The organism is Mumia quercus (assembly GCF_025506335.1).
GTDB classification, from domain to species: Bacteria; Actinomycetota; Actinomycetes; order Propionibacteriales; family Nocardioidaceae; genus Mumia; species Mumia quercus.
Genome location: NZ_JANZYO010000003.1, coordinates 535,457 through 549,930, shown reverse-complemented (window position 1 = coordinate 549,930; position 14,474 = coordinate 535,457). Strand labels below are relative to the sequence as shown.

11 protein-coding genes are annotated in these 14,474 nt (G+C 71.4%); all 11 read right to left on the bottom strand.

All coding sequences use genetic code 11. The features are described 5' to 3' along the window. Positions 1–84 precede the first annotated feature (84 nt). Entirely contained in the window at positions 85–2,796 is a 2,712-nt protein-coding gene (gene secA / locus NYZ95_RS09120; protein ID WP_443677473.1) for a preprotein translocase subunit SecA, read from the bottom strand. 162 nt (positions 2,797–2,958) lie between these two features. Continuing rightward, positions 2,959–4,194, bottom strand: a complete 1,236-nt coding sequence (locus NYZ95_RS09115; protein ID WP_308212230.1) for a winged helix-turn-helix domain-containing protein — start codon at positions 4,192–4,194, stop codon at positions 2,959–2,961. After that, positions 4,191–4,847, bottom strand: coding sequence for a response regulator (locus NYZ95_RS09110; protein WP_262850844.1), 657 nt, complete (start codon positions 4,845–4,847; stop codon positions 4,191–4,193). The genes NYZ95_RS09115 and NYZ95_RS09110 overlap by 4 nt, the downstream gene beginning before the upstream one ends. Before the next feature lie 40 nt (positions 4,848–4,887). After that, positions 4,888–5,547, bottom strand: coding sequence for a ribosome hibernation-promoting factor, HPF/YfiA family (hpf, locus tag NYZ95_RS09105; RefSeq protein ID WP_262850842.1), 660 nt, complete (start codon positions 5,545–5,547; stop codon positions 4,888–4,890). A gap of 59 nt (positions 5,548–5,606) precedes the next feature. After that, entirely contained in the window at positions 5,607–6,386 is a 780-nt protein-coding gene (locus NYZ95_RS09100) for a ComF family protein (protein ID WP_262850840.1), read from the bottom strand. 91 nt (positions 6,387–6,477) lie between these two features. After that, on the bottom strand, positions 6,478–8,253 hold the full coding sequence (locus NYZ95_RS09095) for an LpqB family beta-propeller domain-containing protein (RefSeq protein WP_262850838.1): 1,776 nt from the start codon (positions 8,251–8,253) through the stop codon (positions 6,478–6,480). Further along, positions 8,250–9,887, bottom strand: a complete 1,638-nt coding sequence (gene mtrB / locus NYZ95_RS09090; protein ID WP_262850836.1) for an MtrAB system histidine kinase MtrB — start codon at positions 9,885–9,887, stop codon at positions 8,250–8,252. The genes NYZ95_RS09095 and mtrB overlap by 4 nt, the downstream gene beginning before the upstream one ends. Positions 9,888–9,892: 5 nt before the next feature. Next, on the bottom strand, positions 9,893–10,606 hold the full coding sequence (mtrA, locus tag NYZ95_RS09085; RefSeq protein ID WP_262850834.1) for an MtrAB system response regulator MtrA: 714 nt from the start codon (positions 10,604–10,606) through the stop codon (positions 9,893–9,895). Positions 10,607–10,627: 21 nt separating this feature from the next. Continuing rightward, positions 10,628–12,058 carry an adenosylhomocysteinase gene (ahcY, locus tag NYZ95_RS09080; protein WP_262850832.1) on the bottom strand — a complete coding sequence of 477 codons (1,431 nt, stop codon included), beginning with the start codon at positions 12,056–12,058 and terminating at the stop codon, positions 10,628–10,630. A 60-nt stretch (positions 12,059–12,118) separates the two neighbouring features. Further along, positions 12,119–13,456, bottom strand: a complete 1,338-nt coding sequence (locus NYZ95_RS09075) for a threonine/serine exporter family protein (RefSeq protein WP_262850830.1) — start codon at positions 13,454–13,456, stop codon at positions 12,119–12,121. After that, the gene (locus NYZ95_RS09070) at positions 13,453–14,469 is read right to left on the bottom strand and encodes an SIS domain-containing protein (RefSeq protein ID WP_262850828.1); all 1,017 of its coding nucleotides are present in this window, start codon (positions 14,467–14,469) and stop codon (positions 13,453–13,455) included. The genes NYZ95_RS09075 and NYZ95_RS09070 overlap by 4 nt, the downstream gene beginning before the upstream one ends. Positions 14,470–14,474: the final 5 nt, after the last annotated feature.

Below are 14,474 nucleotides of genomic sequence, written 5' to 3'. Positions count from 1 at the left end.
GTCGGCCCCGCACGACGAAGGACCCGACCTCACGGCCCGAGAGGGCCGGACGTCGGGTCCTTCGTCGTGGACGCGAGCCGAGGCTCAGCGGTTCTTCTTGCGCGACTTCCGCTGGGCCTTCGCCTTCTGGCGTGCCCGGTTCTTGGCGTTGTTCTGACGGACGCGCTCGTTCTCGCTGAGCGCCAGCGGGTCCTCGTCGTCCTCTTCACGGGTCTCGACCTCGACGCCGCCACCGCCGGCCACGTCGTCTGGACCGCTGTACGTGAGCTGCTGCGGGACGTTCTGGGCGATGCCCTTGGCCGACAGCTCGACCTCGCCGTCGGCGGGCTCGCTCTCGACCTGGACGTCGACGTTGAAGAGGAAGCCGACCGACTCCTCCTTGATCGCGTCCATCATCGCCGTGAAGAACTCGTGGCCCTCGCGCTGGTACTCGACGAGCGGATCGCGCTGGCTGTACGCGCGCAGACCGATGCCCTCGCGCAGGTAGTCCATCTCGTAGAGGTGCTCGCGCCACTTGCGGTCGACGACCGACAGGACGACCTTGCGCTCGAGCTCGCGGGTCACCTCCGAGCCCAGGTCGGCCTCGCGCCGCTCGTACGCCTCGCGGGCATCGGTCGTGATGGCCTCGACGAGGATCTCGCGGGTCAGACCGGAGCGGCCGCCGTGCTTGTCCTCGAGGTCGGCGACCGTCACCGAGACCGGGTACAGCGTCTTCAGCGCCGTCCAGAGCGCGTCGAGGTCCCATTCGTCCGGGAAGCCCTGCGCAGCGCCGTTGACGTAGCCCGTCACTGTGTCGTTGATCATCTCGCGGACCCACTCGGAAAGGTCGGCTCCCTCGAGCACGCGGCGGCGCTCGGCGTAGATGACCTCACGCTGACGGTTCATGACGTCGTCGTACTTGAGGATGTTCTTGCGGGTGTCGAAGTTCTGCGCCTCGACCTGGCTCTGCGCCGACGCGATGGCCTTGGTGACGTTCTTGTTCTCGATCGGAACGTCGTCGGGCACCTTGAGCCGCGTCAGGATGAAGTCGACCCAGTCGGCCTTGAACAGGCGCATGAGGTCGTCCTCGAGCGACAGGTAGAAGCGGGTCGAGCCCGGGTCGCCCTGACGGCCGGAACGACCACGCAGCTGGTTGTCGATGCGGCGCGACTCGTGCCGCTCGGTGCCGATCACCGCGAGCCCGCCGAGCTCGACGACCTCGTCGTGGTCGGCGGCGACCTGCTTCTCGACCTCCGCGACCGTCTCCGGCCACGCGGCCTCGTACTCGTCAGGCGTCTCGACGGGGTCGAGGCCCTTGGCGCGCAGCGCCTGGTCGGCGAGGAACTCCACCGAACCACCGAGCATGATGTCGGTGCCTCGACCGGCCATGTTGGTCGCGACCGTGACCGCGCCCTTGTGTCCGGCGACGGCGACGACCGCAGCCTCACGCTCGTGCTGCTTGGCGTTGAGGACCTGGTGGGCAACGCCGCGCTTCTTCAGCATCTTGGAGAGGCGCTCGGACTTCTCGACGCTCGTCGTGCCGACGAGGACCGGCTGACCGGCCTCGTGGCGCTCGGCGATGTCCTCGACGACCGCCTCGAACTTCGCCTCCTCGGTCCGGTAGACGAGGTCACGCTCGTCCACGCGGGCGACCGGCTTGTTCGTGGGGATCGGGACGACACCGAGCTTGTAGATCTTGTCGAACTCCGCCGCCTCGGTCATCGCCGTACCGGTCATGCCGGAGAGCTTCTTGTAGAGGCGGAAGTAGTTCTGGAGGGTGATCGTGGCGAGGGTCTGGTACTCCTCGCGGATCCGCACGCCCTCCTTGGCCTCGATCGCCTGGTGGAGGCCCTCGTTGTAACGCCGCCCCTCGAGGATGCGGCCCGTGTGCTCGTCGACGATGAGGACCTCGTCGTTGATGACGACGTAGTCCTTGTCGTTCTTGAAGAGCTCCTTGGCCTTGATCGCGTTGTTGAGGAACGAGATCAGCGGCGTGTTGACCGCGTCGTAGAGGTTCTCGATGCCGAGGTAGTCCTCGACCTTCGTGATCGCCGGCTCCAGGACCGAGACGGTGCGCTTCTTCTCGTCGACCTCGTAGTCGTGGTCGCGCTGCATCGGCCGCACGATCCGGGAGAACTCGCCGTACCACTTCACCTCGTCCTGCGTGGGACCGGAGATGATCAGCGGCGTCCGCGCCTCGTCGATGAGGATCGAGTCGACCTCGTCCACGATCGCGAAGTTGTGGCCGCGCTGGACGCACTCGGCCAGGTCGTCGGCCATGTTGTCGCGCAGGTAGTCGAACCCGAGCTCGTTGTTGGTCGCGTACGTGATGTCGGCCAGGTAGGCCTCGCGACGCTGCGCAGGGGTCATCGACGGAAGGATCACGTCGGTCGTGAGGCCGAGGAAGCCGTAGACGCGGCCCATCCACTCGGCGTGGTACTTGGCGAGGTAGTCGTTGACCGTCACGACGTGGACGCCGTCGCCCGACAACGCGTTGAGATAGCTCGGGAGGGTCGCGACGAGGGTCTTGCCCTCACCGGTCTTCATCTCGGCGATGTTGCCGAGGTGCAGCGCGGCACCGCCCATGATCTGGACGTCGAAGTGGCGCTGGCCGAGGACGCGCTTGGCGGCCTCGCGCACGGTCGCGAACGCCTCCGGCATGAGGTCGTCGAGCGTCTCCCCTGCCTCGAGGCGCTCCTTGAACTCGGCCGTCATGCCGCGGAGCTCGTCGTCGCTCATGGCGACGAAGTCGTCTTCGAGAGCGTTGACCTGGTTGACGATGGCCTGCAGCTGGCGGAGGATCTTGCCCTCGCCCATGCGCAGGATCTTGTCGATCACCTTCGACACGGAATCGCACTCCTGAGACTTGCTCCGAAGCCGCCCAGGGGCCGGGCACGCACCGGCTCACCCCCGCAACGGCAGAATCGCGACCATCCTAGGCGACCGACGGGGGCAACCGTAACTGCGGAGGGATCCCGGTCACACCGGTGAGGAGTCGCCGACGGCGGTGTGCGCCGGTACGGCAGCGGCCAGCGGCCCCGCGAGGTCGCCCTGCGGCTCCACCTCCACGGCGACCAGCCCCAGCCACCCTGCGGCCACCCACAGCTGCTCGGCCAGCGCCTCCGCGACCTGCTCGCGGTCGACGGCCGGCTCCGCCCAGGCCGAGCGCACCAGGAGGCGGCCGGTCGCACGGTCGGCCTTGAGGTCGACGCGCGCCACGATGGCCTCGTCGAGCAGGAACGGCAGCACGTAGTAGCCGTGGACCCGCTTGTGGGCGGGCACGTAGATCTCGATGCGGTAGCGGAACCCGAAGAGGTCCTCGGTGCGCGCACGCTCCCAGACGAGCGGGTCGAACGGGCTGAGCAGCGCCGCGGTCCGGATCCGCCGAGGGACGGCGGCCCCCGCGTACCGGTACGCGACGCGCCGCCACCCCTCGACGCGCACGGGCTCGAGCGTGCCCTCCTCCACGAGGTCGCGCACCGCCTCGCGCGTCTCGTTCACGCCCATCCGGTAGTAGTCACGCAGGCTCGCCTCCGTGGCGAGACCGCTCGAGGCCGCCGCGCGACGCACCAGCGTCCGGGCCGCCTCGTCCGGAGCGGGCTCCGGGGCGTCGAGGACGTGCGCCGGGAGGACCCGCTCGGGGAGGTCGTACACCCGCTCGAACGCGCCGTTGCGGCGGGCGACCGCGAGCTCGCCGGAGAGGAAGAGGTACTCGAGCACCTTCTTGGTCTCGGACCAGTTCCATCCCCACTGGTCGCGCGGACGATCGGTCGCAGGGTCGAGATCCCGTGCCGTCACGGCGCCGCGGCGCTCGACCTCGAGGAGCAGCGGGTCCGCGAGCGCCGGCCGCCCGGGCTCGCCGGTCCAGGCGTGCCCACGCTCGCGGTAGCCGCGCATGCGATGCTGCATCGCCGGCCACAGCTCGACGGGCATGTACGCCGCGACGTGCGCCCAGTACTCGACGAGCCGGCGCGGACGCCGCTCGGCGGCGCGGTGCAGGAGCGCGGTGTCGTACGGGCCCAGGCGGCTGAAGAGCGGGAGGTAGTGCGCCCGCTGCAAGACGTTCACCGAGTCGATCTGGAGAACGCCCGTCCGGGTCAGCGCGCGGTCGAGCGAGCGCATCGTCACCCGGGCGTGAGGACGGTCGTTGAACCCTTGCGCGGCCAGCACCGTCCTCCTGGCGGTCGCCGCCGCCATCTCCTGCACCCGCGTCACGGCAGGTCGAGGAGACGCTCGCGGACCGCGTACGTCGCGGCCTCCACCCGTGACCGCAGCTGGAGCTTCTCCAGGATGTTGCGGACGTGGTTCTTGACGGTGTTCTCGCTGATGAACAGCTTCTGACCGATCTCCCTGTTGTTGTGGCCCACCGCGACCAGCCGGAGGACCTCCAGCTCACGGTCGCTGAGCTTGGTGCCGCGCGGCGGCTCACCGCGGGTCGCGAGCTGACGGAACTCCTCGAGGAGCCGGGTCGCCATCGGCGGGCTGATGAGCGACTGACCGGCCGCCACCCGGCGTACGGCGTCGCTGACCTGGTCGACCGAGGAGTCCTTGAGGAGGTAGCCGGAGGCGCCGTTGCGGATCGACTCCAGAAGGTCGCTCTCCTCGTCGCTGGCCGTGAGCATGATGATCCGTGCCGACGGCGCGACCTCCTTGATCGCCGCTGCCGCCCGGGGTCCGCTCATCCCCGGCATCCGGACGTCGAGGAGGACCACGTCCGGCGCGCTGGCGGTCGCCTGAGCGACGCCCGACGGGCCGTCGTGGGCCTCCTCGATCTCGAGTCCGGGATCGGCTTCGAGGACCATGCGCAGGCCGCGACGGAAGAGCTCCTGGTCGTCGACGAGGAGGACCCGGACCGTCTCAGTCGGCACGTCTGCAGCGTCCATCGCAGCCGATCATGCCACGGAAGGGTCAGCCGACGCTGTCGTCGAGTCCCTCGAAGCTCCCGGACGTGGGTTCGATGTGGATGACTCCGTAGTCGTAGCCACGCCTGCGGTAGACGACGCTCGGCTGCCCGGAGTCCTTCTCGACGAAGAGGTAGAAGTCGTGCCCCACCATCTCCATCTCGTACAGCGCCTGGTCGAGCGTCATGGGTGCCGCGCGGTGCGTCTTCTCGCGGACGACCAGCGGCCCCTCCCCACGAACCTCGACCGGTCCGGCGTAGCGGACGGCGTCGATCGGCTCCTCTTCCGGCTCGCTCGAGGCTGCGCCGTCAGCGGTGGCGGCGAACTGCGAGACCGACATCGGCGTACGGCTGCCGTGGTGGACGCGACGCCGGTCCTGAGCCTTGCGCACCTGCGCCTCGAGCTTGTCGACCGCCTTGTCGAGCGCGGCGAGAGGGTCGTCCGAGCAGGCTTCGGCACGCATCGCGGGCCCGCGACCGCGGAGGGTGATCTCCACGCGCTCACAGCGTCCGCTCTGACGAGGGTTGTACTCCTTCGTGAGCTCGACCTCGACGCGCTGGATCTTCTTGCGCTGGTCGTACTTCTCGATTCGAGGGGCCTTCTCGTCTACGTAGTCCCGGAAACGCTGGCTGATCTCGCAGTTCCTGCCCTTGACGACGATGTCCACGAAGCCTCCTCGGATGAGCGACTGCCGCCGTTGTCGGCGACTGTCGCGGCGGATGACGTTCACCTATCTCGACCGTAGACCGGGAGCGAACTTTTCTCTAGAGATGGCCGACACACGCCGGACGGCTGCGCCGCCGCAGGACGTCGGCGTACGGTCGCGGCCACCGTCGCGACAGCGATCGGGCGTGCACCGGCCGCCCCGAGCGCGCGTACGGCCTCCCCCGCGCTGGCACCTGTCGTGAGGACGTCGTCGGTGATGACGACGTGACCGGACGCTCCGGAGAGCGGGCCCCGCACGCGGTAGGCGCCGGCGAGGTTGGCCGCGCGCTCGGCCGCGCTCAGACCGGCCTGGTCGCGCACGACGGCCGCCACCTCGAGGACGCGCAGGGTCCGCGCGGCCACGCCCCGGTGCCGCAGCTCGCGAGCCGCGCGGAGCGCGAGCTCACCGCCGGCGTCGAAGCCGCGGGCGCGGACGGCCGAGCGCCGCGAGGGCACCGGGACCAGCCGAACCGGGACGTCCGCGTCCGCGCCGCGGGCCGCCAGCGCCCGAAGGACCGCGTCGGCCAAGGCCCTCGCGAGCGGTGCGGCGAGCGCGGTGCGCGGCTCCTCTTTGTAGGCGTGCAGGACCGAGGTGACGACGCCCTCGTACGGACCCGCTGAGGCGGTGACCACCCGCGGGGTCTGCGTGAAGGCGCGCGGCACCGGGTCGGGGGTGCGCAGAGCCGGCGCCCCGCGCACGCGCGCCTCGCACCGCACGCACAGGACGAGCCCGGGAGCCTCGCAGCCCGCACAGCGCACCCCGAGGACCAGGTCGGCCGCAGCTCGCAGAAAGTCTCGCACGCGGTCAGCCTCGCGCGGACCGGACGGGTCGCGGGACCCACGTGCGCCGGCCTGTGGACGAGGTCGACCTGTGGCTCAGCGGCTCAGCGGCTCAGCCCGCGAACGACGCGAGGTTCACGGGATCGTCGCTGGCCTCGGCCCACCGTCCGTCGCCGTTCTGCGTCCACAGCACGCCCTCGGCGTCGAGGACGAAGATCGGCGCCGAGACGACGCCGGAGCCCAGCACCTGGCGTGCACCACCCTGCGGCAGCAGCCCGACGCGTACGGCGCCCGTGACGCTGCTCGACCCGTCGACGGCCACGATCACCACCTGCGGCACCCGCTCCTGCGCGCGTGCGAGCAGCGCGATCGTCGTGCTCGACCGCCAGGCCGCCGACATCGGGACGCCGGTCTCCGTCGGGAGCGGGATCTCCGCGACATCGACCAGCCCGACCACGGCGCCGGTCTCGGCGTCGTAGCGGATCGCCCCGACGTAGAGCGCGTCCCGGGTGCCGACGCGTGCGACCGCAGTGAAGCGGGCCCCGTCCGGCGACAACTCGAACCCTGTCACGCGCCCGCCGGCGAGCGGCCCGAGGTCGATCGCGCGTGGCTCCTCGTCGGTCGGGCCGACCGTGAGCCGCGAGCCCCCACGCGTACGGTCGATGGTCCACAGGCGACCCGCGGCGTCCCAGCTCGGGCGGAGCAGATCGGTGCCCCGGCGCACGGGGACCAGGGCGCGCTCGCCTGCGAGGGGCGAGACCTCGACGGTGCGCCGCCCGCCCGTGACGAGCGCGATGCGTTCGGAGTCCACCGTCACCCGGAAGTCGTCGGCGGCGACGGGCTCGGTTCCCCACTCCCCCGCGAAGGGCCCGGTGGTGGAGCGCCCCACCACGAGCAGCTTGCCCTCGCGCATCGCGAACAGCTGCGTCGGACGGTCGGCGGCCGGGTCGAACTGGTCCCACGCGTCGACACGCTGGACCTCCGGGGTGTTCGGCAACGCGATCGGCCGGTCGCCGACCTGGATCGCGACGCCGGTGACCGAGGAGATCTGGCGCAGGCTCCACACGAGCTGCGCCGACAGCCGCTCACGGTCGTCGAGAGGCATCCCCGAGTCGGACCCCGTGAGGTTGACCCGGGCCACCCCCTGGTCGTCGATGCGCACCGGCTCGGCCAGCCGCCAGCTCGCCGGGAGGTACGTGCGCGCCTGGCCGCCGAGCACGCCGTCCGGCCCGCCCAGCAGGGACGCCACGAGGTCCGTCGGCCTCGTCGAGTCGTCGGGCAGGTGGACCGGGGAGGCGACGAGCTGCTCCCCCGACGCGTCGAAGTAGTACGCGTTGAGCGCGTCGTAGTAGTCCTCGAAGAACGCGTCGGTGATGAGGGCGCCCGGCGGCGGGTCCGCGATGCGCCACTGCTCGTCCTCCTGGACCAGCGTGAAGTCGAAGTGCTGCTCGCGCGCTGCCGGCACCGTGAAGCGGCCCTGCTCGGTGAGGACGGCCTCGCGGGCGATGTCGACGGAGACGCTCTCGGCGCCGGTGCGTTCCTCCGGCTCCGCGACCGACGACAGGGAGTACACCGTCACCGACTTCTCGGGACGCCAGTCCTCGCCGGCGCCTTCGGTGAGGAAGCGACGAGCGATGTCGTAGCGCACCGGTGAGGCCATCATCGCCTGGAGGAACCCGTTGACGATCTCGCGCGGCGAGGCGCCCTCGGCGGGGCCGGCGGGCCGGATGCGGGCCGGAGAGACCTGCTGAGGACGGCCGTCCTCGACGACGCGGACCGGGCCGCCGTCGGGGATCGAGACGCACCCGCCGAGGAGCGCGGCGAGCGCGAGCAGCAGCCCCGCCGACGCGAGCGTACGCGGGGCGGGCGGGCTCGTCCGGGTCGTCATCGGACTCCCTCCGGGCGGTCGAGGCCGGCACCGGCGTCGGGCACCAGCGGCAGCGGCGAGCGTTGCGGGTCGTCACCGGCGTGCCGCGGCAGCGTCAGGCGGAACTGGGCGCCACGCCCCGGCTCGCCCCAGGCCTGGAGCCAGCCGCCGTGCAGGACGGCGTCCTCGAGCGCGATCGCGAGCCCGAGGCCGGTCCCGCCACGACTGCGCTCGCGGGCCGGGTCGGCGCGCCAGAAGCGGTTGAAGACGAGCTGGGACTGGCCCGGCTCGAGGCCCACGCCGAAATCGCGCACCGCGATCGCCGCGCTCGTGCCTCCGTGCGCGACGAGGAGGTGCACCTCGGACGAGCCGGAGTAGTGGATCGCGTTCGCGACCAGGTTGCGGACGATGCGCTCGATCCGGCGGACGTCCGCCTCGACGATGGCGGGACCGTCGCGGTTCACCACGCGCAGCTCGACGTCGTGGCGGGCCGCCAGCGGGGCGTACTGGGCGCACACCCGCTCGGCCAGGTCCACGAGGTCGACCGCCTCGACGTCCAGGCGGGCGGCGCCCGCGTCGAACCGGCTGATCTCCAGCAGGTCGCTCAGGAGCGCCTCGAACCGGTCGAGCTCGGTCTGGAGGAGCTCGGCCGACCTCTCCGAGCTGGGGTCGAAGTGCTCACGGTTGTCGTACAGCACGTCGGCGGCCATCCGTACGGTGGCGATCGGCGTCCGCAGCTCGTGGGAGACGTCGGACACGAAGCGGTGCTGCAGGCGCGACAGCTCTTCGAGCTGACGGATCTGGCGCTGAAGGCTCTCGGCCATCTTGTTGAACGACAGGCTCAGACGTGCGATGTCGTCCTCGCCGCGGACGACCATGCGCTCCTCGAGCCGGCCGTCGGCCAGCCGCTCGGCGATGCGCCGTGCAAGGCGCACGGGGGTCACGACCTGGCGCGTCACCAGCCAGGCGACGCCGGACGACAGGAGCACCAGCGCCAGCCCCGCGTACAGCAGCGAGTTGCGGACGAGCGACAGCGTGCGCTCCTGGTCGGTCATCGGGAACGCGTAGTAGAGGGCGAACTCCTCGTCGCCGTCGGGCATCCGGAGCAGGTCGCCGACGATGATCGCGGCGGCACGCTCGTCGCTGCCCTCCACCTCGATGCGGGTGAAGGTGTACGCCGCGTTCTCGCCCGCGGCGACCGCGCGCGCCAGGTCGTCGGGGATCGCCGGCGACGCGATCCCTGCCGAGGCGAAGGCGGCCTCACCGTCGCCGGACGGTCCGAGGGGGCCTTCGAGCATGACCTGGTAGGACGGCGGCGAGCCGGAGCGTGAGGCCAGGTCGTTCACCAGTGCGCGCAGCGCATCGATCTCCGAGGACGCCTCGGAGACCGACGTGACGTCGAGAGCCTGCTGCGCCTGGCTGAAGCCGGCTCTCGCCTCGGACAGCGCCACCGCGCGCCGTGCCTCGACCATGCCGTCGGCGACGCCCTGGAGCATCAGCCAGCCGACCCCGCCGATCACGAAGGTGCTCAGGGCCATGGTCGTGATGACCACGCGCGCCTGGATGGAGCGGCGCCAGAGGGAGACGACCGGAGAGAGCACGTTGCGCAGCCGCAGCAGCCCTCGTCGCAACCAGCTGGGCGCCCTGAGCGCCATGGCCGTCAGGAGCTCCCGGCCTTGTAGCCGACACCTCGGACGGTGACGATCACGGTCGGGTTGTCCGGGTCGGGCTCGACCTTGGAGCGCAGCCGCTGCACGTGGACGTTCACCAGGCGGGTGTCGGCCGCGTGCCGGTAGCCCCACACGCGCTCGAGCAGCACCTCGCGGGTGAACACCTGGCGCGGAGACCGGGCGAGGCAGACGAGCAGGTCGAACTCCAACGGGGTGAGAGACAGCTCGTGGTCGCCCCGGACCACGGTGTGGCCCCGGACGTCGATCTCGAGGTCGCCGATGGTGAGCAGCTCGGGCTCGGCCTGCTGGTGCACACGGGTGCGCGCGCGCACCCGTGCGATCAGCTCCTTGGGCTTGAACGGCTTCACCACGTAGTCGTCGGCCCCGGACTCCAGGCCGAGCACGACGTCGACCGTGTCGCTCTTGGCGGTGAGCATCACGATCGGGACGCCGGACTCGGCCCGGATCTGCTTGGCGACGTCGATGCCGTTCATCCCGGGGAGCATGACGTCGAGCAGCACCAGGTCGGGCGTGTACGCCCGGAACGCGTCGAGCGCCGCGGTGCCCGTGGACACGACGGACGTGTCGAAGCCCTCAGCGCGCAGCACGATCGTGAGCATCTCCGCGAGAGCCCTGTCGTCGTCGACGACGAGGATGCGACCGCTGAACCGGCCGCTGTCCTTGGCAGGCTCGTTGCTGTCCACGCCCGATCTCCTCGCCACGCCTCAGTAGCGGTAGTGGTCGGACTTGAAGGGCCCCTCGACCGCCACGCCGAGGTAGGTGGCCTGGTCGTCGGTGAGGGTCGTCAGCTCCACGCCGAGCGCCTCGAGGTGCAGGCGCGCGACCTCCTCGTCGAGGTGCTTGGGCAGCGTGTAGACGCCGACCGGGTACTCGGAGTTCTTCGTGAAGAGCTCGATCTGCGCGAGAACCTGGTTGGTGAACGAGTTGGACATGACGAAGGACGGGTGCCCGGTCGCGTTGCCGAGGTTGAGCAGACGACCCTCGCTCAGCACGATCACCGTGTTGCCGTTCGGCAGCGTCCACAGGTCGACCTGCGGCTTGACGTTCTTGCGCGAGACGCCCGGCGTCGCGGCAAGCCCGGCCATGTCGATCTCGTTGTCGAAGTGGCCGATGTTGCCCAGGATCGCCTGGTGCTTCATCCGGCCGATCTGCTCGGCCGTGACGACGTCCTTGTTGCCGGTGGCGGTGATGACGATGTCGGCCTGCTCGATGACCGAGTCCAGGCGGGCGACCTGGTAGCCGTCCATGGCCGCCTGCAGCGCACAGATCGGGTCGATCTCGGTGATGATGACGCGGGCCCCCTGGCCGCGCAGCGACTCCGCGCAGCCCTTGCCGACGTCGCCGTAGCCGCACACGACCGCGACCTTCCCGCCGATCAGGACGTCGGTGGCGCGGTTGATCCCGTCGATGAGCGAATGACGGCAGCCGTACTTGTTGTCGAACTTCGACTTGGTGACCGAGTCGTTGACGTTGATCGCCGGGAAGAGGAGGGTGCCCTCCTTGAACCGCTCGTAGAGACGCAGCACGCCGGTCGTCGTCTCCTCGGTCACACCCTGGACGCTGTTGCCGATGCGGGTCCAGCGCTGCGGGTCGGTCTCGAGGCTGCGCGCGAGGACCCGCAGGACCTCCTTGAGCTCGAGGTTGTCGGTCGTGTCGGGCGACGGCACCTCGCCGGCCTTCTCGTACTCCACACCGAGGTGGAGGAGCATCGTGGCGTCGCCGCCGTCGTCGAGGATCATGTTGGGCGTCTCGCCGTTGGGCCAGACGAGGATCTGCTCGGCGAGGTCCCAGTACTCGGCGAGGGTCTCGCCCTTCCACGCGAACACCGGCACGCCCTTGGGGTCGTCGACGGTGCCCTCACGGCCGACGACGACCGCGGCGGCGGCCTCGTCCTGGGTCGAGAAGATGTTGCAGCTCGCCCAGCGCACCTCGGCGCCGAGGTCGACCAGTGTCTCGATGAGGACGGCGGTCTGGACCGTCATGTGGAGCGAGCCCGCGATCCGTGCGCCGGAGAGCGGCTTGCTCGTCCCGTAGCGCTCGCGCATGGCCATCAGTCCGGGCATCTCGTGCTCGGCGAGGGTGATCTCCGTACGGCCGCGCTCGGCCAGGGTCAGATCGGCAACCTGGAAGTCCATTGCCCCATCGTAGCCACGAGGTGGACACGAACCGGGCGACACCGCCCATGCCGTGGGCGGTCAGGACGAGCGGCGCGCCTCGGCGCGGGCCCGCACGTCGCGCAGCTGTCGCGTCAGCGCCGTGCCCACGAGGAATCCGAGCGCGATCGCGAACAGCGACATGAACGTGTCGACGAGCACCTGGGGACCGGTCACCGATCCGCTGGCCGCCTCCCCCAGACCGACGAACCCCAGCGCGCCGGGCACCAGGAACCAGAACGCGGCGAGAAGCATCACCATCGCGGTCGGTGCTGTCCGGAACGCGGCGGCGACGCGGGTCGACAGGACGACCGCGAGCGCGCCGACGAAGCCGGAGAGCGTCGCGCCGAGAAGCTCGCCGCCCGCCTGCTGCCCGACGTACGCGACGAGGAGGGTGAGGACGAGCCACGGCAGCGACCGGGGCGGGGCGGACTGGAAGAGGAGGTACCCGACAGCCACGCACACGATGCCGGCGAACGGCGCCCACCACCCGAGCATCGTGCCGGCGGTGGTGTCCGGCCAGTCCCCCGCGACCCGCACGCCGGCGACCACTCCGAACGCGAGCAGGAGGAGCTGGGCGGTGCCGTAGACGATGCGCGACGCACCCGCGACGACCTGGTTGCTCGTCAGCTCGACCGCGGCGACCGTCATCGTCAGGCCGGGCAGGAACGTCACGAGCGAAGGCGCGATCAGCCTCAGCGGGTCGTCTCCGACGGCTCCGGCGACGAAGGTGCACGTCAGCACGGTGACGAGGAAGGCCGCGAAGGCGGGGAGCGCGGCCTGGAGCGTGGGGACGGCCCGGGCCAGCAGCCGCAGCAGCGCCACCGCGAGGCCGAGGAAGACGTACGCCCCGAGAGCGGCCGCGCGCGGGTTCAGCGTCAGACCGAAGCCGACGCACAGCACCACGTACCCGACGAGGCTCGTCAGTCGCCCGAAGCGCGGTGGTGCGGCGCGGACCGCTTCGATGCGTGCCACGCCGTCGGCAGGATCCAGCCGGCCGGCCATCGCCTCGGTGACGAGGCGTTCGATCGCCTGCGCCTGGTCGAGCCGCGGCTCGGTCGACGGCACGGGCTCGAGCTCCGTGCGATGGTCCGGACCGTCGGGGTCGGTGCCGTCGATCTCGACGAACACCACGGTCGGGAGGACCACGCACCGCACGGACTCGATGCCGTAGGCCCGTGCGATGACGTGCAGGCTCTCCTCGACGAGGTTGGCCGCCTGCCCGGCCTCGAGCTGCGCCACGGCGAACGCGCGCAGCATCGCGAGGATCTCGGCGTCGGTCGGCGAGGGGTCGGCCTCGGGGATGTCGGGCTGCTCCTTCAGGACACGTCGGGCGAGCGTCTGGACGCCGGAGCGCCACCACTGCCCGACCCGGCTCATCGGTCCAGGCCGATCCCGAGATAGGCCGCGACGTACTGGCCGGTGAGGGTCAGCCGCGCGTAGCGGGCGAGCGCGCCGCCCTCCTGCGCCTCGACCCGGTCGTGGCGGACGCCCGAGCGCTCGGCCGCCGCGAGCAGCTCGCCCTGCTCGACCCGGGTGCCGGGGGCGTCGACACCGTCGTCGAGCACCACGAGGTACGGCTGCGCGCCCGCAGGCGGGTCCTCGTACGGGTCGGCGAAGATGTCGCGGGGCGCGCTCGACTCGAGCAGCGCCACGAGGTCGGCCGCCTCGGCGGCGAGCGCGGTGCGCCCGGTGCCGCGACGCAGGGCCTCGGCCCACCGGCGCGCGGCGCGTGCGGTCAGCACCGAGCCGCCCCACAGCAACGGCGTCGCGTCCGCGAGCGCGGTGGCGACCTGCTTGGCCCGGTTGCTGCCGAGGTCGAGGAAGGGTGAGCAGGCGACGGCGACCGCGTCGAGCGCGTCGGCGATCTCGTCGGCGTCGAACCGCGGCGCCAGACCTCGCGCCTCGAGGGCCGCGAGCGCGACGACCGTCGTCGCGAGCGGGTCACCGCTCGTGGTGGGGAGCACGGTCGACCAGCGAGACGCCGCGTGCTCGGCCAGCGGCGACGCCGCCGGGGCGACCAGCAGGAGCGGGCACCCTCGGCGTACGGCATCGGTGACCGCCACCTGGGCGGCGGCGGCGGCCGGCGAGCCGGTCACCACGACGAGGTCGAGGCTGCCCGTCCAGCCGGGCAGGCCGGCGCCCGGCCACGCCACGAACGGGACCGGGCAGACGGGTTCGAGGACGGCGCGCAGGAGCCGGGCACCCGGACCGGCGGCGACCACAGCGCGCGGTCGCTCGTCGCGCTCGACCTGACGCAGGGACGCGACGGCCTCCTCGGCCGCGTGCGCGTCGACGCGTACGCGCGCACCGGAGCCGGCGAGCTCGCGCATCTGGGCGTCGGCACGCGACAGCGCCTGCTCGTCGTCGAGCCGCCCCTCGTCGAACACCACGCCCC

Coding starts and splice junctions, on each gene's coding strand:
- secA (WP_443677473.1), bottom strand. CDS start 2,796: ATGGGCGAGGGCAAGATCCTCCGCCAGCTGCAGGCCATCGTCAACCAG.
- NYZ95_RS09095 (WP_262850838.1), bottom strand. CDS start 8,253: ATGACGACCCGGACGAGCCCGCCCGCCCCGCGTACGCTCGCGTCGGCG.
- mtrB (WP_262850836.1), bottom strand. CDS start 9,887: ATGGCGCTCAGGGCGCCCAGCTGGTTGCGACGAGGGCTGCTGCGGCTG.
- ahcY (WP_262850832.1), bottom strand. CDS start 12,058: ATGGACTTCCAGGTTGCCGATCTGACCCTGGCCGAGCGCGGCCGTACG.
- NYZ95_RS09075 (WP_262850830.1), bottom strand. CDS start 13,456: ATGAGCCGGGTCGGGCAGTGGTGGCGCTCCGGCGTCCAGACGCTCGCC.